The sequence below is a fragment of the Streptomyces sp. NPDC041814 genome, from assembly GCF_055590565.1.
This window is the reverse complement of sequence record NZ_JBVJAM010000001.1, coordinates 853,968-877,059: the sequence shown is the minus strand read 5'-3', so window position 1 is coordinate 877,059 and position 23,092 is coordinate 853,968. Positions and strand designations below refer to the sequence as shown.

Sequence of the window (23,092 nt, the reverse complement as noted above, 5' to 3'; positions counted from 1 at the left end):
CAGTGGGGCGGGTGCCCGGTGAGCACCCGCCCCACTGCCGTACGGATCACATGTTCAGCACCGTGTGGCTACGGCGTGACCTTCTCGATCACGACGCTGCCGGTGCCCGCCGCGGTGCCCCGGGCGTTCACCAGGCCGACCTCGCCGAAGAACTGCCGGCCCTCGGGTGCCGCACCGGCCACCTTCACCTCGGCACCGACCTCGGCCGACGCGCCCGCGGCCAGGTTCACGGTCTTCGACTCGTCCACGGAGATCGTGCCGAGCGACGCGGAGTAGTACACGTCGCGGTAGTCGTACTCGGTGGTCCCGGCCGGGACGTCGTACCCGTCGATGACGACGGTGTACGTGCCGGCGGCCGGCTTCACCAGGCTGACGGACTCCTCGGAACCGGCCGTGGTGGAGGCGCCGACCTCGGCGCTCCCCTTGTACACGTACAGGTCGAGGTCGGCGTTGGCGTCGCTCGTGCCGCCGATGGCGACGTCCAGCTTCTCGACGCCCTCACCGATGGTGACCTCCTTGGTGTACGTGCCACCGGTGGAGATCGACGGGCGCTCGACGTCGGCCGAGCCCAGCGAGCCGCCCTTGAGCTTGCCCTCCAGGGGACCGGCGTTGTTGGTGACCGTCCAGTCGACCGAGGCCGGGGTGCCGATCTTCGCCTCGGCGATGGTCTGCACGGCCGGGTCGAAGGTCGCGCCGAGCAGCGCCACGTCCAGCTTGTACGGGTTGTCCAGCAGCGGCGACGTGCGCCGGGCCTCGACCTCGATCTCCCAGACACCGGGCTGCGGGTCCGGGTAGGAGCGCGCGTCCGGGCGGCAGGTGTTGGCCGGGTTCTCGTAGTTCGGGTAGCAGAACGGCGTACCGCTGTCCTCCATCTGCACCCCGTACGGGTGGATGGAGATGAAGCGGGTCTGGCTGCCCGAGCGCAGGGCGCTCATCGCGACCTCAAGGGTCCTGGCGCCCTCCGGCACGGTCACGAAGTACGACGTGGTGCCGTTGCGCTGCACCGAGCCGGACGCCTTGAACGAGTACGACGGCTTCGCCAGCTCCTTGGAGACGACGACCGTCGTCAGGATCTGCTGGTCGGTACCGGCGGTCTTCTTGTCGTCCAGCTGGAGGATCGCGCTGTGCACACCCGCGCTGCCCGGCTTCGCCTGGACCTTGACCGTGACCGGCTTGCCCAGCGGCAGCGCGACCTTCTTGGGGCCGGCCAGCGAGAAGGTGCCGTCGTTGTACTTCCAGGAGAGCGTGTGCTCGACCTTCTTGTCCGGACCCGTGGTGCGGGTGACCGTGACGTCGTAGGTCTTCTTCTGGCCGGCCCGGAGGCCGCCCTCGCGGTCGTACAGGCCGGTGCCGAAGCCCGGGGTCTTCAGCGCGAAGTCGATCGCGGTGTCGACGGGGGCCTTGACCGCGTACTCGTGCGCCGGGGCGCCCTGCTTCGCGATCAGCTTCCAGGCGTCCACGATGTTGATCAGACCGGCGCCCTGGGCGTGCGCGGGCACGTCCTTGATCTTGGTGGCGGTGCTGGTCAGCGCGGTGCGCAGGTCGGCCGGGGGCAGCTCGATGTGCTTCTGCTTCGCGGCGGACAGCAGCAGCGCGGTCGCGCCGGCGGCCTGCGGGGAGGCCATCGACGTGCCCTGGAGCATGGAGTAACCGGCCGGGAGGGAGTAGCCCGCCTCCTTGACCGGCGAACCGGGCAGCCAGGTCTGCGTCGAGTTGATCGCCGCGCCGGGCGCGGTCAGGGTCGGCGCGAAGCCGCCGTCCTCACGCGGGCCGCGCGAGGAGAACGGCATCATGTCGTACTTCTTGGTGACGTTCGATCCGTAGTTGGCGGCCCAGGTCTCCTTGGAGACGGAGGCGCCGACCGAGATGACGTGGTCGGCGAGGCCGGGGTCACCGATGGTGTTGACGCCGGGGCCGTCGTTGCCGGCCGAGATGACCAGCTGGACGCCGTAGATGTCGACGAGCCGCTTGTAGAGCTCGGCGCGGGCGTTGTTGCCGTCGTTCAGCGGCGGCAGGCCGCCGATCGACATGTTGACGACGTCGACGCCGCGGTTCACGACGAGGTCGATCATGCCCTCGGTGAGCGCGATGTTGGTGCAGCCGCCGGACCAGGTGCAGGCGCGCGAGGAGACGATCTTCGCGCCGGGCGCGGCACCGTTCATCTTGCCGCCGAACAGGCCGTTGGCGGCGGTGATGCCCGCGACGTGCGTCCCGTGCTCGGACTCGATGACCCCGATGGAGACGTAGTCGGAGGTGTCGCCGGCCGCGTTGTAGACGACGTCCTCGCGGTTCTCCACGACGAACGGGATGCGCTCCACGACGTCCGTGCGCGGGTCGTCCTCGCCGAAGTAGGAGACCTGGTGCTGCTCCTTGTACGGCTGGAGAGCGGTGTCGTCGCGGAAGTCGCCGTTGTTGTTCAGGTCGACCCGGGAGGTGCCGCTGACCGGGTCGTAGAGCACGGCCCAGGTGTCGGTGGTGTCGCCGTCGCGGTTCAGGTCGCCCGCCATGTCGCCGCCCTTGGTGGCGGCCTCGGCGAACAGGCTGATCCGGTACGAGCCCTTGGGCGCGTTGTACGTACGCCCCTTGTACGTGAACACCGGACCGGAGACGGCGTCCTTCATCCGCAGCCAGGTGCCGTCGCCGTCGCTCACCGGGTCGGTGGCGGTCACCCAGTCGGTGATCTTGCGCTCACCGGTGGTGGTCTTCTGGAGCGCCGGGTGCGCGATGTCGACGCCCGCGTCCAGGACGCCGATGGTGATCCCGCGGCCGTCCGCCTTCGGGTGCTGCTTCACGAAGTCGACCGCGCCCGTCTCGAAGGACGGGTTGTACGGGTTCTTCGCCGGCGTGTTCTTCCCGGGGGCCGGGTAGCTGCCGGTGGACTTCGCCTTGGTCTTGGCGCCGGTGGCCCGGTCGGCCGCGGGCGTCGGGTCGTCCAGCATGATCTCCTGCTTGAGATCGATGCCGTGGACGGAGCTGAGCTTCGACGCCGCCTTGATGGTGGCCTCGGCGGTCGCGGTCGGCACCGTCGCCCGTACGTAGCCCAGCTTGTCGTAGGCGCGTCCCAGCACGGAGCCCTTGACGGCGTCCAGCTGCTTGGTGACCTGCTCGGTCGCGCCGGGGGCGGTCGCGACCATCATCGTGACGTTCTTCTCGCCCTTGGCCTTGGCCTTGGTCAGGACCTCGGCGTCGGCGGTGCCCAGCTTGTCCGCCGGAGCGGTGCCGGCGGCCTTGACGGGGGCGGAGGCCGGGTCGTCGGCGGCGAAGACGGGGGCGACACCGCTGGCGGCCAGAGCGGCCACCAGACCGGCGGCGGCCGCCACCCGGGCCGCTCGTCTCGCTCCGGGTATGGAACCGGGGGATTCGGAGGTCATCAGCATCCCTGTATGTGAAAGAGAGAGTCCGGAAATCGGTACCGGATGACCGCTCACCCTTTCGTAAATGACAGGGGTTTGTGGAGAGTTGTGGGGGGCTTGTTGAGTACATGGCGGGATTCCGCCACTGGTACGGAAGCGCCGGTCGGGACGAACGGGTCGATACGGGACGCAGATTCGGCCATGGGGGACGTGCGGCCGTGAGGCGTGCGTGCGGGGCCCCGGATCAGCGGGGAAGGATCATCACGTACGCCGCCGGCTCCCGGTCCGCCGCGGCCATCAGCGCTGTCCGGACCACGGTCGCCTGCTGCCCGGGCGCGTCCCGCAGCTTCTTCGGCGTGACGTGCACGACGGTGACGCCGAGCCGTTCCAGGTGCTCGCGCCGCGCCGCGTACGCGGACCACTCGGCCTCGTGCCGCTCGTCGTGCCGGCTGTGGCGCGGAGCCCTGGTGTCCAGCTCCACCGCGACCGCCTCGTCCGGCCAGTAGGCGTCCACGCGGCCCAGGTGCGGGCCGCCGGGCAGTCGCAGGTCCACGTTCCACAGCGGCTCCCCGAGCCCGTGCGTGCGCACCACGGCGTACAGCCGTTCCTCCGCCATCGCCCGGCCCTCGGCGAGCAGCGAGTCGACCGCGTGGACCACCTGCGGCCGGCCGAGCACCTTCGCCCGGCTCAGCTCGCCCACCAGCACCGCCGGTTCGCAGTGGCCGCCGCGCACCGCCTCGGTGAGCAGCCGGCGCACCGTCACCGCGTCCCCCAGCCCGGCCACCGCGTCCGCCAGCGCCCGCGCCACCGGGGCCGCCGGCAGCCCGTCCACCCACTCCGGGACCGGCGGTTCGGCGGTCCGCAGCAGCCGGGCGTACCCGGCCGAGCGCAGCCGTCGCACCCGGGGCACCAGCACGTCGACCCGCTCCACGGAAGCGGCGGGGGGCGCGGCGGCGAAGCCGTGCAGCGCGAGCGCCGCGAGCCCGGTGAGCACCGCGTCGCCGTACGCCGGGTCCGCGGACCGCTCGGGGGCCGGGCGCCGCCCGGAGGCCGGCGGGCGGCCCGCGTACAGCAGGGCGGACCGCAGCCGCTCCGGGCCGCTGAGCGGACCGGGGTGCAGGACGAAGACGCCGGGCAGCGGCTGCTGCCACGGTCCGCCGTCCCCGCACCGCTCGACGGCCCGCCCGACGGGCACGCCCATCGCCTTCAACTGGGCTGCGGAGACCACGCGTTGACGCCCACGAGTGGGAACGGAGGGGCCGGAGTGAAGCGGGGTGTTCTGGGTCATGCTCCGGTGTATCCCGCCAACGGCCGGAACTTTAACCGTTGTTACAGGCCCGTCGACATACCCGGACAAGAACACCGTCCTGCGTCACCACCCGGCCCGTCCGGCGTCTGAGGACCTAACCCTTGCCCGGGAGCGCGGCAACCGGCCAAGGGTCCTGGGCCGGAGGCCCTACGCCACCGAGTCCGCGGCCTGCGCCCGCAGCGCGCGGGCCAGGTCGTCCCGGGCCTCCAGCACCAGCCGCCGCAGCGCGGGCGCCGCGTCCGCCCGGGCCGCCAGCCACGCGTCGGTCGCCTCCAGGGTCGCCGGGTCGTCCTGGAGGGACGGGAACAGCCCCCTGACCACGGCCATCCCGATCTGGATCGACCGCTCGGCCCAGACCCGCTCGATCGCCTCGAAGTACCGCGCGGTGTACGGCGCCAGCAGCTCCCGCTGGGAGGACTGCGCGAAGCCCGCGATCGTCGCCTCCACCAGAGCGTTGGACAGCGCGTCCGACTCCACGACGTCCGCCCACGCCCGGGCCTTCACCTCGGCGGACGGCCGCGACGCCAGGCACCGTACGTGGTGCCGCTTGCCGGAGGCCGTGTCGTCCCGGGCCAGCTCCGCGTCGACCGCCGCCTCGTCGGCGGCGCTGTGGGCGACCAGCGGCGACAGGAACGCCCAGCGCAGCTCCTGGTCGACGTCGAGCCCGTCGATCCGGGCGGTGCCGTCGAGCAGCCCGGCCAGCAGCTGGAAGTCGGAGTCCGACGCGGCGACCGACGCGAAGAACCGGGCCCAGGCGAGCTGGTGCTCGCTGCCCGGCTCGGCGAGCCGCAGTTCGCCGAGCGCGCCCTCCGCCAGCGCCCGGCCGCCCTCCTCGCGCCACGCGGGAGCCGCGTAGTTCACGAGCGCGCCGCGCGTCCAGGCGTGCAGCATCTGAAGGACACCGATGTCCGTCTCGCGCCCGGCGAAGGCCAGGACCAGCGAGACGAAGTCGCGGGCCGGCATCAGCCCGTCCCGGGTCAGGTTCCACAGCGCGGACCAGCACAGCGCCCGCGCCAGCGGGTCCGTGATGTCGCCCAGGTGCGCGCGCAGGGTGGCGAGGGAGACCTCGTCGAAGCGGACCTTGCAGTACGTCAGGTCGTCGTCGTTGACGAGGATCAGCTCGGGCCGCTCGGCCCCCGCCAGCTCCCCGATCACGGTGCGCGGACCCGAAACATCCGCCTCGGCACGCGCGTAACGCACCAGCTCGCCCTCGGTGTTGCGGCTGTAGAGCCCGACGGCGACCCGGTGGGGGCGCAGCTCCGGGTGGGACTCGGCGGCCTCCTGGATGACGGCGAGCTCGGTGATCCGGCCGGCCGCGTCGTAGGTGGCGACCGGGGTCAGCGAGTTGACGCCCGCGGTCTGGAGCCAGGAGCGCGACCAGGCGGTCATGTCACGGCCGGACGTCTCGGACAGCACCGACAGCAGGTCCCCGAGCCGGGTGTTCCCGTACGCGTGCTTCTTGAAGTAGCGCCGGGCGCCCTCCAGGAACGCCTCGCGCCCCACGTACGCCACGAGCTGCTTGAGGACGGAGGCGCCCTTCGCGTACGTGATGCCGTCGAAGTTGAGCTTGGCGTCCTCCAGGTCACGGATGTCGGCCGTGATCGGGTGCGTGGAGGGCAGCTGGTCGGCGCGGTACGCCCAGGACTTGCGGTTGTTGGCGAAGGTGATCCAGCCGTCCTCGAAGCGGGTCGCGCCGGTCATCGCGAAGACGCCCATGAAGTCCGCGAAGGACTCCTTCAGCCACAGGTCGTCCCACCACTGCATGGTGACGAGGTCCCCGAACCACATGTGCGCCATCTCGTGCAGGATGACGTTGGCCCGGCCCTCGTACGCCGCCTGCGTCACCTTGCCGCGGAAGATGTACTCCTCGCGGAACGTGACACAGCCCGGGTTCTCCATCGCGCCGAGGTTGTACTCCGGCACGAACGCCTGGTCGTACTTCCCGAACGGGTACGGGTAGTCGAAGTTGTCGTGGAAGAAGTCCAGGCCCTGCTTGGTGATCAGGAAGATGTCGTCGGCGTCGAAGTGCTTGGCGAGCCCCTTGCGGCACATCGCGCCGAGCGGGATCTCCAGCGTCGTGCCGTCCTCGAAGGTGCGGCTGTACGAGTCGGTGACGTAGTGGTACGGACCGGCGACGACCGCCGTGATGTACGTGGAGATCGGCTCGGTCTCCGCGAACCGCCACACCCCGCCCTCGCGGGACTCCTCGGCGCCGTTGCTCCACACCGTCCACTCGGCGGGAGCCGTCACGCGGAAGCGGTACGGGGCCTTGAGGTCGGGCTGTTCGAAGTTGGCGAACACGCGGCGGGCGTCCGCCGGCTCGTACTGGGTGTAGAGGTAGACCTCGCCGTCCTCCGGGTCCACGAAGCGGTGCATGCCCTCGCCGGTCCGGCTGTACGCGCACTGCGCGTCGACCACCAGGACGTGTTCGCCCTCCGTGAGGTCCGTCAGCGCGATCCGCACCCCGTCGAACACCGCCGCCGGGTCCAGCGCGGTGCCGTCCAGCGTCACCGCGTTGACGGAGGGGGCGATGAGGTCCGCGAAGGTCGACGCGCCGCCGCGCGCCGCGCGGAACCGGATCGTCGTCACCGAGCGGAAGGTCAGCGGACCGGCCGCCGTGTCGTCCCGGCCGGGACCGCCGGTCGCGGAGCGGACGTCGAGTTCGACGTCGTAACCGTCGACGGTCAGCAGCTCGGCCCGCTCACGGGCCTCGTCTCGGGACAGGTTCTCGCCGGGCACGGCACACTCCTTTGTGTCACGTTCGAATAATTTGATCCTCCCATGCCGCGCTCCGGACCCGCGGGCGGGAATGGCCGGAGCGTCGTCCGGTGTTGTGGCGCACAGACTTTCGCACCGACGCGATCCGTCCGTTCGAGGAGAGAGATGTCTGACAACAGCACGGCGACCGGCAGGACCCCCGTCGACTTCTGGTTCGACCCGCTCTGCCCCTGGGCCTGGATGACCTCCCGCTGGATGCTGGAGGTGGAGAAGGTCCGCGACGTCGAGGTCCGCTGGCACGTCATGAGCCTGGCCGTGCTCAACGAGGACCGGCTCGACGAGCTGCCCGCCGAGTACCGCGACATGCTGGAGAACAAGGCGTGGGGCCCGGTCCGCGTCGTCGTCGCCGCCCAGCAGCTGCACGGCGACGAGGTCGTCGGCCCCCTCTACACCGCGCTCGGCACCCGCTTCCACAACCGCGGCGAGGGCCCGACCCGCGAATCCGTCGAGAACGCCCTCAAGGACGTCGGCCTCCCCGTCGAGCTCGCGGACCACGCGGACTCCGACACCTACGACACCGAGCTGCGCGCCTCCCACAAGGAGGGCATCGAGAAGGTGGGCCAGGAGGTCGGCACCCCGGTCATCGCCGTCCCCGGCGCGGACGGCGAGCAGATCGCCTTCTTCGGCCCGGTCGTCACCCCGGCCCCCAAGGGCGAGGAGGCCGCGAAGCTCTGGGACGGCACCCTGATGGTCGCCTCGATCCCCGGCTTCTACGAGATCAAGCGCACCCGCACCCAGGGCCCGATCTTCGACTGACCGCCGGTCCGGCGGCGGGGGAGCCCTCCCCGCCGCCGGGCTGTGACGCCACCGTGACGCGATATGTGACCTGGCACACAGCCTGCCCGGGCGCCCTTTGATCTTCTGGGCGGATGCGTCCCGCCCCCGTCCTCGCCCTGTGTGCCGCCCTCGCGAGCACCGCGCTGCTCACGGGATGCGGGAAGGAGGACGCCGGGGCCTCCGCCTCGCCCGGGGCGACCTGCGCCTCCCTCGCGCCGCTCCCCGACCCCGCCGGGCGGACCTGGGACGACGTCCGGGTGGTCAGCGGCAAGTGCGGCCCCTCCGGCGCCCCGTCCACCGGGTTCGAGGTCACCAACACGGACGACGAACCGCTCACCTTCACCATCACGTTCGCCCTGGTCAACGGGTTCGGCGAGGCCATGGACTCCACCACGCGCACCGTCGAGGCGGTGAAGCCCGGCCAGACCGTGCGGCGGCCCCTGGACGCCGAGGGCGGACCGGGCTCGGCCCGCGCGTACCGGGCCCGGATCACGAAGGTGCGGGCCGTCCCGGCGGACGGGGCAGGCGGCGGCTGCCCGTCCTCCGGGGTCCGCATCACCAACGACCGGGGCGACGCCGCGATGGGGCTGCGGGTCGTGGGCATCCACCTCGCCAACTGCGGGACCACCGACTACGAGCTGAACGGCTACCCGGCGCTCCGGCTCCTCGGTGAGGACCGCGAGCCGGTCAGCGGGGTGAAGATCCTGCACGGCACCGACGCGATCTCCACCGGCATCGGCGGCGACGCCGAACCCCGCCCCGTCACGCTGCGCCCGGGCGAGAGCGCGTACGCCACCCTCGCCTGGCGCAACACCACCACGGACGGCGACCCGGTCGACGCCCCCTACGCCGAGGTCACCGCGAAGCCCGGCGCCGCGCCCGTGACGGTCACCCCGGAGCTGGACCTCGGCACCACGGGCCGGCTCGGCGTGAGCCCGTGGACGAAGGACGACACGGCCGCGCGGTCCGGTGAACGCCCCGGTCAGGAGTAGAAGTTGCGCGGCCAGGCGTGCTTGGCCAGGACCGCCAACTGCTCGGCGGTGAGCGGCTGCCCGTCGCCGATCGCGGTGTTGCGCTCCACGTTCCGGACGCTGCGCATCCCCGGGATCACCGTGGAGACCGCCGGGTGGCTCAGGACGAACCGGAGCGCGTGCTCCGCGATCGCGTCCGGCTCGATGCCCAGGTCCGCCACGATCGCCGCGACGCGCCGCTCCACCTGGGCCGGGCGGTCGCCCCGGAAGTAGCGGTTGCGGAAGTCGCCTTCGGGGAACGTCGAGTCCGCGGTGATCCGGCCGGTCAGCCCGCCCTCGTCCAGCGCGACCCGGACGATCACCCCGACACCGTGCTCCGCGCAGGCAGGCAGCAGCTCCTCGGCCGGGGCCTGGTCGAACACGTTGTAGATGACCTGCACGCTGTCCACGGCCCCGCTGCGCACCAGCGCGACCGCGCTCTCGGGCGAGTGGTCGTTGACGGAGACCCCGAACAGGCGGATCTTGCCCTCCCGCTTCAGCGCCGCGACCGTCTCCAGCCAGTCCCCGCGCCCGAGCCACTCGTCGTTCCAGACGTGGAACTGGAGCACGTCGAAGTGGTCCAGGCCGGACGCGGCGAGGCTGGTCTCCAGGCTGGTGCGGATGTGCTCCCCGGGGAACGCGTCCGCCGGGTCCGTGCCGTCCGCCGCCGGCCACACCTGGTTCCTCGGCGGCACCTTGGTCGCGACCAGCACCTCGTCACCGGCCCGTTCGCGGACCACCTGTCCGACGATGCGCTCGCTCTCGCCGTAGCCGCGCGCGGTGTCGATGAGGTTCACCCCGAGGTCGACGGCCCGGTGCAGGGCGCGCAGCGACTCGTCCCGCGTGGCCCCCACCCAGTTCGACTCCCCGATGCCCCAGGCCCCGTAGCCGATCTCGGACACCGGAAGTCCGCTGCGTCCCAGCTCGCGGTAGCGCACAGTCATCCTCCACGTCGTCGTCCCTTTTTGGGCAAACCAGCACGACGATAAGGGAGTTGCCGGGGGCGGGCAGCTGGTTTTACCGGGCGTTCAGCCGCTCACCGGACGGTGCACGGAGACCGGGTCGCCGACCCGCACCACGCCCTCGCGGACCACCGCGTTCTTCGCGCCGAAGCTGAGCTTGTTGCCGAACTCCGGCTCCCTGCGGTACGTGGCCAGCGTGCGCACCGGCTCCGGGCCGGCGCGGCGGCCGGTCCGCTGGTCGATGAGCGGGACGTTGCACCGGATCGCCTTGACCGAGTGGGCGAGTTCGGCGGTGCCCACGGTCATCCGCGCCACCCGGTCCTCGAAGTGCGGCTCGTCGTCACCGGTGAGCACGATGTTGGCCCGGAAGCGGTCCATGGGGACGGGCGCGGCGTCGCCCCGGGCCGCGATGCGGGCGTTGAGCCCGGCCAGCGAGGCGGTCGAGGTGACCAGGACCGCGTGCGCGTCGCCGAAGTTGACCTTGCCGGGGGTCTCGCCCCAGCCGTCCCGGTCGAAGCCGGGCACCACCCGGACCAGGCGGCACGCGGCCCCGAGCGCGTCGGAGAACCACTGCGCGGCCTCGTCGCCCTGGTCGACGGCCTCCCCGAGGTCCCGGCCGAACATGCTGACCTCGCGGCGGGGCCCGTCCTGCGCCACCTCCAGACGCAGCGGCCCGACGGCCTCGGCGGTCAGGCCGAGAGCCTCCCCGGCGTCGAGGACCCGGACCCCGACCGCCGCCATCGCGGGGTGGGTGCGCTGGCTGCGGAACGTGCCGTCGGCCGCGTCGACCACCATGAACGTCCGGTCGTGTTCCAGTCCGGTGGCGGTGACCCGCGCGGATTCGGCCCGGGTCCCGGCGCAGCCCTTGACCGGGTAGTACACCAGCTCGTGGACGGTGATCGTCATGACGTGTTCCTCATGCCGGACATCATGGCAGCCGGGCGCGTACGGCAGAGAGGCCCCCGCCTGTCACGTCCAGGCGGGGGCCTCCCCTTCATCCGCCTGCCAGGTGAAGGGTGAGAAGACGATCACGAGGCAGGACGTCCGGTGGCCCCGGCCGGGGCGTCGGCTCAGGGGGCGAGCAGCAGCACGTCCGCGCGCTCCTTGGCGGCGGCGTAGCGCTTCGCCACGTCCTGCCAGTTGACGACGGCCCACATCGCCTCGATGAAGTCGACCTTCTGGTTCTTGTACTGGAGGTAGAAGGCGTGCTCCCAGGCGTCGAAGACCAGGATCGGGGTGGAGCCCTGGCCCACGTTGCCCTGGTGGTCGTAGACCTGTTCCACGATCAGCTTGCCGCTGACCGGCTCGTACGCGAGGACGCCCCAGCCCGAGCCCTGCGTGGTGGCCGCGGCCTTCGTCAGCTGCGACTTGAAGCCGGCGAAGGAGCCGAAGGACTCGGTGATCGCGTCCGCGAGGTCGCCGACACCGTCCGCGGCCAGCGGCTCGCCGCCGCCGTCACCGGTCATGTTGTGCCAGTAGATCGAGTGCAGGATGTGGCCGGACAGGTGGAAGGCGAGGTTCTTCTGGAGACCGTTGATGGCCCCCCACGCCTCCTTGTCCCGTGCCTCCTCCAGCTGCTCCAGGGTGTCGTTGGCGCCCTTCACGTACGCGGCGTGGTGCTTGTCGTGGTGGAGCTCGATGATCTGCGGGTTGATGACCGGTTCGAGCGCGGCGTAGTCGTACGGGAGTTCCGGGAGCGTGTACGTGGCCATTGGTTTCGAACCCTCCAACTGCTGACAAGTTGTTATTGCAACCTATATGCAAGAGCAGGCTAACAGCAGGAATGCCGGACACCGGGTCAGCCCTTCGGCTTAGGACCCGGTGTTTCGTACGGCTTATGAGGGTTCGGTTCAGGCTCCGGCGACGCGCCGCCGCCGGCGTACGGCCCCGATCGCGGCCAGGGCCGCCGTCAGCGCACCCGACGCCAGGAGCTGGTCGCGGGTCGAGGGCTGGCGGAGCATCAGGACGAAGATGCCGGCCATGGCGAGCAGCGCCACCACCGTCAGTCCCGGGAACAGCCACATCCGCACCACCAGCTTCCCGGGCGCCTCGCGCTCCAGGCGGGCGCGCAGGATCAGCTGGGAGACGGCGATGAAGATCCAGACGACCAGGATCACCGCACCGGTCATGTTGAGCAGCCAGGGGAAGACGTCGTCGGGGCGCCAGTAGCTCAGCAGCACGCACAGGAAGCCGAAGACGGACGAGACCAGCACCGCGGTGCGCGGCACCCCGCCGGAGATCCGGCCGAGCCGCTTCGGGCCCTGGTCGCGCGCCACCAGCGAGCAGGCCATGCGCGAGGCGCCGTAGATGTTGGCGTTCATCGCGGAGAGCAGGGCGACCAGGATGACGACGTTCATGATCTGCGCCGCCTGCCCGATGCCGAGGTGGTCGAGCGCCGCGTAGAACGGGCCCACCTCCACCACCTTCGGGTCGTCCCAGGGCACCAGCGTGACGACGACCGCCATCGAGCCCACGTAGAACAGCGCGATCCGCCACATCGCCGTCCGCACGGCCTTCGCGACGCCCCGCACCGGGTCCTCGGACTCCGCGGCGGCGATGGTGACCGTCTCCAGACCGCCGTACGCGAAGACGGAGGCGAGCAGTCCGATGACCAGGCCGTCCGGGCCGTTCGGCAGGAAGCCGCCCTCGCCGGTGAGGTTGGCGGAGCCCGGCGCGTCCGTGCCCGGCAGGACGCCCAGGACCGCCAGCACGCCCAGCACCAGGAACAGGGTGATCGCGGTGACCTTGAGGGCGGCGAACCAGAACTCGAACTCGCCGAACTTCGTCACCGAGGCCAGGTTCGTGCCCAGGAACACCATCATGAACAGCGCCACCCAGGCCCACTCCGGGGTCCCCGGCAGCCAGCCCGTCACGATCTTGGCCGCGCCGATCCCCTCCAGGCCGACGGCCGTGCACAGCAGCACCCAGAACGCCCAGCCCGCCGTGAACCCGGCCCACGGCCCGATCGCCCGCTCGGCGTGCACCGAGAACGATCCGGACGCCGGATTGGCCGCCGACATCTCGCCGAGCATCCGCATCACGAGCATCACCAGCAGCCCGGAGACGGCGTACGCGATGACGATCGAGGGGCCCGCGGCGGCGATGCCCGCACCGGAGCCGACGAAGAGCCCGGCGCCGATGACACCGCCCAGGGCGATCATCGAGAGATGGCGCTGCTTCAGCCCGTGCGACAGGGCGGAGTCGGGGCCGGTGTCCGGCGCGGTGGCCGGGGAGCCGGTGGGGGAGGGCGCGGAGGTCCGGGACATGGACGAGCTCTGTTCGGTCGGTGAGACGGGGGACGTCCGCCCAGTCTGGACACGTGATCCGTTCACCGGTAACCACTGTCCGCTATACGGTCACCGGGTCCACACCGGGTGCGCACGCGGCGGCGGACGATGGGCCACCGTCACGTACCGCGCTTTTAGAGGGAGTTCACAGTCCCGCTTCCGTGCGCGTTCCCGGCCCGCCCCGGGAGCATCCCCGCTCACCTCCGTGACAAGCATCACGCTCCGCGATGATTGCGCCGGCCTCCTTGTGTGAACCCCACCAACGCCCCGATCGCCGCTTTGTGGGCCGCTGACGGTGATCGGACACGGCCCGGTCGGATAGCGTCACGGTCAGTCCCTCTCCACCCTCACCCCGCGGAGTCCCCGATGAGCACTGCTGCCGCCCCCGCCCGCACCGGAGCGGTCCTCGCCGACCTGCTCCCCGCCGCCCGGCACCGCTACGCCGTGGACACCGCCCTCGTCCTCGGCGGCGCCGCGCTCACCGGCATAGCCGCCCAGATCGCCGTGCCGGTCCCGGGCTCCCCGGTCCCGGTCACCGGCCAGACCTTCGCGGCCCTCCTCGTCGGCACCGCGCTCGGCGCCCGCCGCGGCTTCCTCTCGCTCGCCGTGTACGCCCTCGTCGGCATGGCGGGCATGCCGTGGTTCTCGGCCGGCAGCTCCGGCGCGGGCGGCGCCTCCTTCGGCTACGTCCTCGGCATGCTCCTGGCCGCCACCGTCGTCGGCGGCCTGGCCCGGCGCGGCGGCGACCGCTCGGCGCTGCGCACGGCCGGGACGATGGTCCTCGGCTCGGCGATCATCTACGCGGTCGGCGTGCCGTACCTGGCGCTGTCCACCGGCATGTCGGCGAGCGCCGCGATCGCCGCGGGCCTGACGCCGTTCCTGCTCGGCGACGCGCTGAAGGCGGCGCTCGCCATGGGCGCGCTGCCCGCCTCCTGGAAGCTCCTGGGCCGCCGGGGCTGACCCCGCGACACCTCTTGGCGAGGCCCGCCGACCGCACCGCGGAACGGCGGGCCTCCGCACGTCTGCCCGACAGCGGGCACACCGCACCCCTCAGGGCCTGTCCGGCCGCCGCACGTGCCACACTCCTCCCATGCGCGTGTACCTCGGATCCGACCATGCCGGTTACGAACTCAAGAACCACCTCGTCGAGTGGCTCAAGGCCCAGGGCCACGAGGCCGTCGACTGCGGTCCCCACATCTACGACGCCCAGGACGACTACCCGCCGTTCTGCCTCCGCGCCGCAGAGAAGACGGCCGCCGACCCGGACAGCCTCGGCATCGTGATCGGCGGCTCCGGCAACGGTGAGCAGATCGCCGCCAACAAGGTGAAGGGCGTCCGCGCCGCACTCGCCTGGAGCGAGCAGACCGCCGCGCTCGGCCGCGAGCACAACGACGCCAACGTGCTCTCCATCGGCGGCCGGATGCACACGGTCGAGGAGTCCACCAAGTTCGTGGAGATCTTCCTCTCCACCCCGTACTCCGGCGAGGAGCGGCACACCCGCCGCATCGACATGCTCACGGCGTACGAGAACACCGGCGAGCTCCCCCCGATCCCCGCCCACCACCCGCAGCAGGGCTGACCAGCTTCCTGTGCCGCCGGTCCTTCCGGCGGCACAGCCATGTCCGCCCCCGCACCGCCCAGGAGAACCGCCACCGTGCCCGAGGGACACACGATCCACCGTCTCGCCGCGGACCACCGCGAGCGCTTCGCCGGGCGGCCGGTGCGGGCGAGCAGCCCGCAGGGCAAGTTCTCCGACAGCGCCGCCCTGCTCGACGGCCACGTCCTGGACACGGCCGACGCCCACGGCAAGCACCTGTTCCTCGGCTTCGGAGACACCGGCTGGGTCCACATCCACCTCGGCCTCTTCGGCAAGCTCGGCTTCGGCACGGTCCCGGCCCCGCCGCCCACCGACACCGTCCGGCTGCGCCTGGTCAACGACGCGCACCACGCGGACCTGCGCGGCCCGACCACCTGCGCCCTGATCACGGACGCCGAGAAGCGCGCGATACACGACCGCCTCGGCCCCGATCCGCTGCGCGCCGGCGAGGACGGCGAACGCGCCTGGCAGCGGATCTCCCGCAGCCGGATCACCGTCGCCGCCCTGCTGATGGACCAGAAGGTCATCGCGGGCGTCGGCAACGTCTACCGCGCCGAGGTCCTGTTCCGGCACGGCATCGACCCGTACCGGGCGGGCAAGGACCTCACCCGGGGCGAGTGGGACGCGATCTGGGCGGACCTGCGCGCGCTGATGCGCGAGGGCGTACGGAACAACCGGATCGACACCGTCCGCCCCGAGCACCTGCCCGAGGCGATGGGGCGCCCGCCCCGCGTCGACGACCACGGCGGTGAGGTCTACGTCTACCGGCGCGCCCGCCAGGGCTGCCACATCTGCGGCACCGAGATCCGCACCGCCGACCTGGCCGCCCGCAACCTCTTCTGGTGCCCCGGCTGCCAGTCCGCGTAATCCGCACACCCTACCCATCAGTACGGCACCGCTCGGGTCGATTTCGAACACATTGTCACGGGGTCCCCCTGCACCGGAGGCCGCCGGGTGGATAAGGTCCCCGCAATGGCCCGACGCGCAGGAGCAGAGACGTACCCGGCCCGATGGCGGAAATCGGCGCACCGGGTCTACACCACGCTGCGCCGGTCCGGGGTCGACTACTTCCGCGGCGACGGCTCCGACTGGATTGCCCTGGCCGGATTGTTCCTGGTCATCCCGGTCATCACCTGCCTCACGCTGATGGACCCGGTCTGGTGCGCGCCCACCATGCTCGTCCTGCCGATCGTCGCGGCCGGCCTGCTGCTGCGCCCCGCCAGCCTCCTCGGCCTGTACGCGGGGGTCGCCGTCGCCCTCATCGTGGAGTCCGTCCGGCTCGGCCCCTACGAGGACGGGCCGGCCGGGGTCACCCCCGGCACCGTGCTCACGGTCGCCGCCTGCGGGTTCTTCGGGCTGGTCCTCGCCCAGTTCCGCGCCCGGGTCGGGGTGCCCTGGCGGCGCGGCGGCACCATGCTCTTCGACCTGCGCGAACGCATCCGCGTCCAGAGCTCGCTGCCCCGCCTCCCGCAGGGCTGGCACCGCGAGATGGCGCTGCGCCCGGCCGGCGGGCAGTCCTTCTCCGGCGACTTCGTCGTCGCGGCCCGCACCCACGGCGGCCGCACCCTGGAAGCCGTCCTGACCGACGTCTCCGGCAAGGGCATGGACGCCGGCTCCCGCGCCCTGCTGCTGTCCGGCGCCTTCGGCGGGCTCCTCGGCTCGCTGCCCCCGCACGGCTTCCTGCCCGCCGCCAACGGCTATCTGCTGCGCCAGGACTGGGACGAGGGCTTCGCCACCTCGATCCACCTGGTCCTCGACCTGGAGACGGGCGACTACGAACTCCTCTCGGCGGGCCACCCGCCGGCCCTCCAGCTCCACGCCGGCAGCGGCCAGTGGGAGGAGAAGGCGGCGGAGGGCCCGCTGCTCGGGGTGTACGACGGTGCCGAGTTCGACCCGGTCAAGGGCCATCTCGCCCCCGGTGACGTGCTGATGCTGTTCACCGACGGACTGGTGGAGGCGTCCGACCGGGACATCGCGGAGGGCATCGACCGGCTCACCGGCGAGGCCGACCGCTACGTCAGCACCGGCTTCGAGGGCGCGGCCTGGCACCTCATCGAGGCGTGCGCCAAGGACGTCAACGACGACCGCGCCCTGCTGCTCCTGTCGCGGAAGTCGTGAACTCCCGGAAGTCCTGAACTCCCGGAAGTCGTGAACTCCCGGAAGTCGTGAACTCACGGAAGTCCTGAACCGGCGCCGACCGGATCGGGGAGCGCCGTCTCCGCCCGGCCCGGCAGGAGCCTGGCCAGCCAGTGCGAGCGCCCGGCGGCCAGCGGGGCCAGTACGGCGAGGACGAGCACGTAGCCCGCGATGAACGGGGAGAGCCGCTCGTCAAGGCCGGCGCCCGCCGCCATCGTGGCGAGGATCAGGGCGAACTCGCCGCGCGCCACCAGGGTGGTCGAGATGTTCGCGGTGGCCTGCGGGCCGAAGCCGTACACCCTGGCGGCGGCGATCCCGGCGCACACGTTCATCGCGAGGGTGACCGCGACGGCGGCCAGCACCGGCCAGAGCACGGTCGGCAGGTCGCCCGGGTCGATGGAGAGCCCGAAGGCGAAGAAGAAGATCGCGCCGAACGCGTCGCGCAGCGGGTGCACCAGCTTGAGGATGCGCTCGCCCGACGACGTACTGCCGAGCATCAGCCCGACCATGAAGGCGCCGATCGCGTCCGCGACGCCGAACCACTCCGAGATCCCGGCCACCAGGACGGCGGCGCCGAGGAAGGAGATGACCAGGAGCTCGTCGTCCCGGGTCCGGATCAGCTTGCCGATGACCCGGGTGCCGAAGCGGGCGGCCAGGGCGAGCAGCAGCAGGAAGCCGAACGCCTTGCCGCCGTCGGCCACCGCCGCGGCGAGGCTGTCCGCGCCGGACAGGATGGGCTGGAGGGCCGCCAGATACAGGGCGAGGAAGACGTCCTCCACGACGATGATGCCGAGAATGGGCCGGGTCTCCGGATTGCCGATCCGGCCGAGGTCCACCAGCACTTTGGTGACGATGGCCGACGAGGAGATCCCGAGCACCCCGGCGAGGACCAGCGCCTCGGAGGTGCCCCAGCCGAGCGCGAAGCCGAAGCCGAGCCCGGCGCCGACGTTCAGGGCGAGATAGGTGCCCCCGGCGACGGCCATCTTGCGGCCGCCCGCCTTGAGGTCGTCCAGGTGGAATTCCAGGCCCAGGTAGAAGAGGAGCAGCACCAGGCCGAGCGCGGAGAGCATCTCCAGGTCGTGCGGGTCGGCGACGAGGACGATGCCGGGTGTGTGCGGGCCGAGCAGGATTCCGGCCAGGATGAACAGGGGGATCGTGGGCAGTCCGATGCGGCGGCCGGCGCGGGCGAGGACCGCGGCGGCGAGGAAGGCGCCGCCCATGGCGATGAGCGTGTCTGCGTGTCCGATGAGCCTGGCCTTTCGAAGAGTCAAGAGATCGTCAAGGAATAGTCAGCAGTTAGTTTACCGAACGATTGACGTTGCAACTCTCCGGAGCGCACGCGGAGGTGCGCCTAGAGTCCTTGCCATGACCGCATCACACGCTCAACTGACCCTCGCCGAGGTCGAGGCCCTGGCCCGCGAGGCCCACGCCGCCCAGCGCGACAAGGCCGGCCGCCCCTACGCGGAACACCTCGCGGCCGTCGCGGCCGGCGTACGGAGCAGAGGCGGCAGCGACGAGCAGATCGCCGCGGCCTGGCTGCACGACGCGGTGGAGGACGACGCGCTGTCGGCCGAGTGGCTGGCCGGGGCCGCGCTGCCGCGGGCGGTCAAGGACATGGTGCTCGCCGTCACCAAGCGGGCGGGCGAGGAGCCGGAGGCGTACGCCCTGCGCATCCTGGCCACGCCCGGCGCCCTGCTGGTCAAGGAGGCCGACCTCGCCCACAACGCCGACCCGGCCCGCCTCGCGGTGCTGGAGCCGGCCACGCGTACCCGGCTGACCGCGAAGTATGCGCGGATGCGCGGGCTGCTGGGGCTCACCGCACCGGACGCGCCCCCGGAGCGTCGGGTTTGAGCCAACACCGCCCGCCGGCGCCTTCCGGGGACACGACGAAGCCCGGCCGCCGGGGCCGGGCTTCGCTGGGTGCGCGGGGCGGTCAGATCCTGGCGGCGTCCCGGCGGAACGCCCAGTTCATGTCCGGCTCGGTCACGCACCGCAGCACGCGCCGCACCGGCGGCGTGCACAGCAGCGTGACGGCGGTGGAGGCGACCACGGTCACGATCACCAGGCCCGCCGGACCGACCAGCCAGTCGTGGTCGTCGAAGATCCCCGCGTAGTCGGCACCCTTCACCAGGAAGCCGTGCAGCAGGTAGCCGCAGATGGTGCCGGCGCCGAGCACCGTGAACCACATGTGGCGCTGCGGGACCAGCGCGAGGAACCCGGCCGTCAGCAGCGTCGCGCAGCCGAACATCGCCAGGGTCATCACCGCGCCCGACCACCACGGCGCCCCCATGTCCTGGGCGCTGGAGTCCCGCAGGAACCAGCCCAGCTGCATCCGGGGCGCGGCCCAGTAGGCGAAGACCAGCGCACCGGCGAAGAGCGGCAGGGCGAACAGCCGGGCCTCGCGGCGGCGGACCAGCTCGAAGTGCCCGGGCTTCAGCTGGAGTCCGAGCACGAAGAAGGGCAGGAACTGCAGGACGCGCGGCAGGTCGAGGTCGTCGCCGATGCCGGGCGCGAGCGAGGCGAGAACGGCGATCACCAGCGAAACGGCCAGCGGGTGGCGGAGGTTGCGCCAGATCGGCGTGGTGAGGCGCCAGATGAACAGGGCGGCCAGGAACCAGGTCAGGTACCAGGGCTCAAGCAGGCTGACGGCCGCGTCCGGCTGGTCGTTCGCGTACCGCCGGAACAGCGAGTACGCCGTCTCGAACACCACGTACGGCACGGCGACACCGGTGACGAGCCGCTTCACCTTCTTGGGGCTCAGGTCGAACGACCGGGAGAAATAACCCGAGATGAGGATGAAGGCGGGCATGTGGAACGTGTAGACCACCATGTACAGCGCCCGGGCGGTCCGGCTCCCGTCCATGACCGGCACCCACGAGTGCGCCACCGCGACGAGCACGATGGCGAGGTACTTGGCGTTGTCGAAGAAGGCGTCACGCTTCTTGGCCCCGCCGCTCCGGGCCGGCTGGTCCGCCGCCGGTGAGGGGGCCTCCAGGGTCGCCGTCGGCGCCGGGTGTCTGGGCTCCGCCTCCTCGGTCGCCGGGGGGAGCGTGGCCCTCTGCATTGCGTTCGGAGCGTGGAACATCTCAGGCACCCTAGACGTCTCGATTGCCGTTCGTAAAACCGCCGTTGAATAGCGCGTCTTCCCTGCATATCAAATGGCAAACCAGCGGAAAGTGCCCGATGTGTACCGTTTAATCCATGTCAAATGGGTCAATTCGTCAGGCAGTTGACCGAAGTGAATTACCTCGCGTTCGGTGCGGAATTCACCTGTGAATGAAGTGTGTGGGTACGGAAACGATCACCGTCGCATATTTCCGGTGATCACGCGGCGGATCCCGGCGGGCGCACGGCCCCCGGTCCGGCGCGTGGGGGCGCAAGGGGCGCAGGATGGCGCGATATCGACAGGTCGATACGTCACCCGGCAACATCCCGGCGGGAGTTGGTGGCACGATGGAGTCGACGGAGGGTGCAGGGCCGCACATCTCCGGGCCGGCAAGGCGGACCGACCGAGGGTGTGAGCAGTCGTGGCCATTTCGCTGTCTGTGGTGCTTCTGTTGGGGATCGTCCTGGTCGTCATGATCCGGAGCGGTTCCATAAAGGCGGGGCCCGCGATCGTCGCGGCGCTCTTCGGCTTCTTCCTGGCGCCGACGGGCATGGGGCCGTCGATCAACCGCTTCATGCACTCGATCATCGACTCGATAGGCCAGATCAACTTCTGAGCCGCCCGGACACGACGCGAAGGGCCCGGTCCACTGGACCGGGCCCTTCGGCGGTTGGAGCGGGCGACGGGAATCGAACCCGCGTAGCTAGTTTGGAAGACTAGGGCTCTACCATTGAGCTACGCCCGCATGCGCGGCACCGCAGGTCACACGGACCGCGGCACGAGAAGCATCGTAGCGGGTCGCGGACCCTGCCCGCACACCCCTTGACGACTCCCACGACGGCCCCTCCCGAAAGCGGCCGGCGCGGTGCCTTCCTGCATGTACCCTACGTGTCGCACCGACGGGGTGTGGCGCAGCTTGGTAGCGCGTCCGCTTTGGGAGCGGAAGGTCGTCGGTTCGAATCCGGCCACCCCGACCACTGGCAAGATCGCGTCGACAAGATCGCGTTGCGGGAGTTCATCCCCTTGCCGTTACTATGCAAAATGCGTGCCCGTGTGTCTGATGTACCGGGCTCGGTCCGCGAAGCCGCCCCCCGTGCGGCGGAGCAGAACCCCAAGAAGTCAGCCACCAAGGAGACCGAACCGTGAAGAGCGCCGTGGAGACCCTGAACCCGACCCGGGTTCGGCTCAGCATCGAGGTGCCCTTCGAGGAGCTCAAGGACAGCCTCGACGCGGCGTACAAGAAGATCAACCAGCAGGTCACGGTGAAGGGGTTCCGCAAGGGCAAGATCCCCAGCCGGGTCATCGACCAGCGGTTCGGCCGTGGTGCGGTGCTGGAGGAGGCCGTCAACGACGCGCTCCCGAAGTTCTACACCGAGGCCGTCAACGAGGGTGAGCTGAACGTCCTCGGCCAGCCCGAGGTCGACATCACGGAGCTGAAGGACGGCGAGCTGCTGGCCTTCACCGCCGAGGTGGACGTGCGCCCCGAGATCGAGATCCCGGACTACTCCGGCATCGAGGTCACCGTCGACGCCATCGAGGTCACCGACGAGGACGTCGAGAAGGCCGTCGAGCAGCTGCGTGGCCGCTTCGCCTCCACCAACCCGGTCGAGCGCGCCGCCGCCGAAGGCGACGTCGTCACGATCGACCTGGAGGCCAAGGTCGACGGCGAGGTCCTCGAGGACGGCGTGGCCGAGGGTGTCTCGTACACCATCGGTTCCGGCGAGCTCCTCGAAGGCATCGACGAGGCCGTGACCGGCCTGGAGGCCGGTGGCGAGGCCACCTTCACCTCGCAGCTGAAGGGCGGCTCCGCCGAGGGCAAGGACGCCGAGGTCACCGTCAAGGTCACCGCCGTCGCCGCCCGTGAGCTCCCCGAGCTGGACGACGACTTCGCCCAGATGGCCAGCGAGTTCGACACGCTGGAGGAGCTGAAGGCCGACAGCCGCAAGCGCCTGGAGAGCACCAAGCAGTACGACCAGGCCACCCAGGCCCAGGAGCGCGTCCTGGAGGAGCTGCTGAAGCTCGCCGAGGTCCCGATCCCGGAAAAGCTGCTCGCGGACGAGGTCCAGACCCGCAAGCACAACCTGGAGCACCACCAGCTCGGCCAGATGGGGCTCACCCTCGACAAGTACCTGGAGATCCAGGGCAAGACCGCCGAGGAGTTCGAGGCCGAGACCTCCGAGCAGGCCGTCAAGGGCATCAAGACCCAGTTCATCCTTGACGAGCTCGTCAACAAGGAGAAGCTGAACGTCAACCAGGAGGAGCTCACCGAGCACCTCATGCGGCGCGCCGCCTCCTCCGGCATGAGCCCGGACCAGTTCGCCCAGGCCGTCGTCGAGGGCGGCCAGGTGCCGATGCTCGTCGGCGAGGTCGCCCGCGGCAAGGCGCTCGCCGTCGTGGTCGAGGCCGCCAAGGTGGTCGACACCAACGGTGAGGTCGTCGAGCTGGAGGACGACGAGGACACGGAGGAGACCACGGAGGCCGAGGCCACCGAGGCCGCCGCCGACTCCGAGGAGAAGACCGAGGCCTGAGCCTCGCGCTGACCCCGTACGACGGGCTCCGGACGCCACGCGTCCGGAGCCCGTCGTCGTACCGGCGGGCGTTTCGCCACAACCCTCGTGCCAGCCGCGGACCTTGCGCTCCCAGCGAACAGTCGCGGAAGCGGGATGGCGTTGTTCCACCTGCGCGTTAGGGTCCATGAAGAGGAAGGGTCGGGTAGTCCCGGCCCACCCGGTACGAAGACGCTGAGACGGCCGGAGCCGTCAGAGACGAGCAGGTGG

18 protein-coding genes and 2 tRNA genes are annotated in these 23,092 nt (G+C 71.1%); 10 read left to right on the top strand and 10 right to left on the bottom strand.

Annotation, left to right across the window (positions count from 1 at the left end; all coding sequences use genetic code 11):
- Positions 1 to 68 precede the first annotated feature (68 nt).
- From ACZ6C6_RS03960 to pepN, 3 genes are all read right to left on the bottom strand, one after another.
- Positions 69 to 3,377: a S8 family serine peptidase gene (locus ACZ6C6_RS03960; protein WP_469198766.1), complete on the bottom strand. Its 3,309-nt coding sequence runs from the start codon at positions 3,375 to 3,377 to the stop codon at positions 69 to 71.
- A gap of 220 nt (positions 3,378 to 3,597) precedes the next feature.
- Positions 3,598 to 4,641 (bottom strand): hypothetical protein, encoded by a 1,044-nt coding sequence (locus tag ACZ6C6_RS03955; RefSeq protein WP_469198764.1) that lies wholly within the window; start codon positions 4,639 to 4,641, stop codon positions 3,598 to 3,600.
- A gap of 168 nt (positions 4,642 to 4,809) precedes the next feature.
- Positions 4,810 to 7,401, bottom strand: a complete 2,592-nt coding sequence (gene pepN, locus ACZ6C6_RS03950; protein ID WP_469198762.1) for an aminopeptidase N — start codon at positions 7,399 to 7,401, stop codon at positions 4,810 to 4,812.
- A gap of 144 nt (positions 7,402 to 7,545) precedes the next feature.
- On the opposite strand from pepN, the gene ACZ6C6_RS03945 reads away from it, so the two are divergent.
- A complete protein-coding gene (locus tag ACZ6C6_RS03945) occupies positions 7,546 to 8,196 on the top strand; it encodes a mycothiol-dependent nitroreductase Rv2466c family protein (protein WP_469198760.1) in 651 nt (216 codons plus the stop codon).
- Positions 8,197 to 8,309: 113 nt separating this feature from the next.
- The gene (locus ACZ6C6_RS03940; protein ID WP_469198758.1) at positions 8,310 to 9,209 is read left to right on the top strand and encodes a DUF4232 domain-containing protein; all 900 of its coding nucleotides are present in this window, start codon (positions 8,310 to 8,312) and stop codon (positions 9,207 to 9,209) included.
- Here the strand turns inward: ACZ6C6_RS03940 and ACZ6C6_RS03935 are convergent.
- The 4 genes from ACZ6C6_RS03935 to ACZ6C6_RS03920 all read right to left on the bottom strand — a co-directional run bounded on the left by ACZ6C6_RS03935 (position 9,200) and on the right by ACZ6C6_RS03920 (position 13,455).
- Positions 9,200 to 10,165 carry an aldo/keto reductase gene (locus ACZ6C6_RS03935; protein ID WP_469199325.1) on the bottom strand — a complete coding sequence of 322 codons (966 nt, stop codon included), beginning with the start codon at positions 10,163 to 10,165 and terminating at the stop codon, positions 9,200 to 9,202. The genes ACZ6C6_RS03940 and ACZ6C6_RS03935 overlap by 10 nt on opposite strands.
- Positions 10,166 to 10,255: 90 nt before the next feature.
- A complete protein-coding gene (locus ACZ6C6_RS03930) occupies positions 10,256 to 11,095 on the bottom strand; it encodes an MOSC domain-containing protein (protein ID WP_469198756.1) in 840 nt (279 codons plus the stop codon).
- A gap of 164 nt (positions 11,096 to 11,259) precedes the next feature.
- Complete coding sequence (locus tag ACZ6C6_RS03925) at positions 11,260 to 11,901, bottom strand: superoxide dismutase (protein WP_073965192.1); 642 nt, start codon at positions 11,899 to 11,901, stop codon at positions 11,260 to 11,262.
- Between the two features lie 138 nt (positions 11,902 to 12,039).
- The gene (locus ACZ6C6_RS03920) at positions 12,040 to 13,455 is read right to left on the bottom strand and encodes an amino acid permease (protein WP_469198754.1); all 1,416 of its coding nucleotides are present in this window, start codon (positions 13,453 to 13,455) and stop codon (positions 12,040 to 12,042) included.
- A gap of 387 nt (positions 13,456 to 13,842) precedes the next feature.
- Here ACZ6C6_RS03920 and ACZ6C6_RS03915 point away from each other — a divergent pair, with 387 nt between their 5' ends.
- The 4 genes from ACZ6C6_RS03915 to ACZ6C6_RS03900 all read left to right on the top strand — a co-directional run bounded on the left by ACZ6C6_RS03915 (position 13,843) and on the right by ACZ6C6_RS03900 (position 17,191).
- Positions 13,843 to 14,436: a biotin transporter BioY gene (locus ACZ6C6_RS03915; RefSeq protein WP_469198752.1), complete on the top strand. Its 594-nt coding sequence runs from the start codon at positions 13,843 to 13,845 to the stop codon at positions 14,434 to 14,436.
- A 130-nt stretch (positions 14,437 to 14,566) separates the two neighbouring features.
- Positions 14,567 to 15,055 (top strand): ribose-5-phosphate isomerase, encoded by a 489-nt coding sequence (locus ACZ6C6_RS03910; RefSeq protein ID WP_469198750.1) that lies wholly within the window; start codon positions 14,567 to 14,569, stop codon positions 15,053 to 15,055.
- A 75-nt stretch (positions 15,056 to 15,130) separates the two neighbouring features.
- Positions 15,131 to 15,940, top strand: coding sequence for an Fpg/Nei family DNA glycosylase (locus ACZ6C6_RS03905; RefSeq protein WP_469198748.1), 810 nt, complete (start codon positions 15,131 to 15,133; stop codon positions 15,938 to 15,940).
- Positions 15,941 to 16,045: 105 nt separating this feature from the next.
- Entirely contained in the window at positions 16,046 to 17,191 is a 1,146-nt protein-coding gene (locus tag ACZ6C6_RS03900; protein WP_469198746.1) for a SpoIIE family protein phosphatase, read from the top strand.
- 53 nt (positions 17,192 to 17,244) lie between these two features.
- On the opposite strand, the gene ACZ6C6_RS03895 is transcribed toward ACZ6C6_RS03900, so the two are convergent.
- Positions 17,245 to 18,429, bottom strand: coding sequence for a cation:proton antiporter (locus ACZ6C6_RS03895; RefSeq protein WP_469199323.1), 1,185 nt, complete (start codon positions 18,427 to 18,429; stop codon positions 17,245 to 17,247).
- Positions 18,430 to 18,574: 145 nt separating this feature from the next.
- On the opposite strand from ACZ6C6_RS03895, the gene ACZ6C6_RS03890 reads away from it, so the two are divergent.
- Positions 18,575 to 19,060 (top strand): HD domain-containing protein, encoded by a 486-nt coding sequence (locus tag ACZ6C6_RS03890; RefSeq protein ID WP_469198744.1) that lies wholly within the window; start codon positions 18,575 to 18,577, stop codon positions 19,058 to 19,060.
- An 82-nt stretch (positions 19,061 to 19,142) separates the two neighbouring features.
- On the opposite strand, the gene ACZ6C6_RS03885 is transcribed toward ACZ6C6_RS03890, so the two are convergent.
- On the bottom strand, positions 19,143 to 20,294 hold the full coding sequence (locus ACZ6C6_RS03885; RefSeq protein WP_469198742.1) for an acyltransferase family protein: 1,152 nt from the start codon (positions 20,292 to 20,294) through the stop codon (positions 19,143 to 19,145).
- A 442-nt stretch (positions 20,295 to 20,736) separates the two neighbouring features.
- Between ACZ6C6_RS03885 and ACZ6C6_RS03880 the strand changes: the two genes are divergently transcribed.
- A complete protein-coding gene (locus ACZ6C6_RS03880) occupies positions 20,737 to 20,931 on the top strand; it encodes a hypothetical protein (RefSeq protein WP_073965200.1) in 195 nt (64 codons plus the stop codon).
- A 55-nt stretch (positions 20,932 to 20,986) separates the two neighbouring features.
- Here the strand turns inward: ACZ6C6_RS03880 and ACZ6C6_RS03875 are convergent.
- Positions 20,987 to 21,060, bottom strand: a tRNA-Gly gene (locus tag ACZ6C6_RS03875).
- A gap of 155 nt (positions 21,061 to 21,215) precedes the next feature.
- Here ACZ6C6_RS03875 and ACZ6C6_RS03870 point away from each other — a divergent pair.
- A tRNA-Pro gene (locus tag ACZ6C6_RS03870) sits at positions 21,216 to 21,292 on the top strand.
- A 165-nt stretch (positions 21,293 to 21,457) separates the two neighbouring features.
- Positions 21,458 to 22,843, top strand: a complete 1,386-nt coding sequence (tig, locus tag ACZ6C6_RS03865; protein WP_469198740.1) for a trigger factor — start codon at positions 21,458 to 21,460, stop codon at positions 22,841 to 22,843.
- The last annotated feature ends 249 nt before the right edge of the window (positions 22,844 to 23,092 follow it).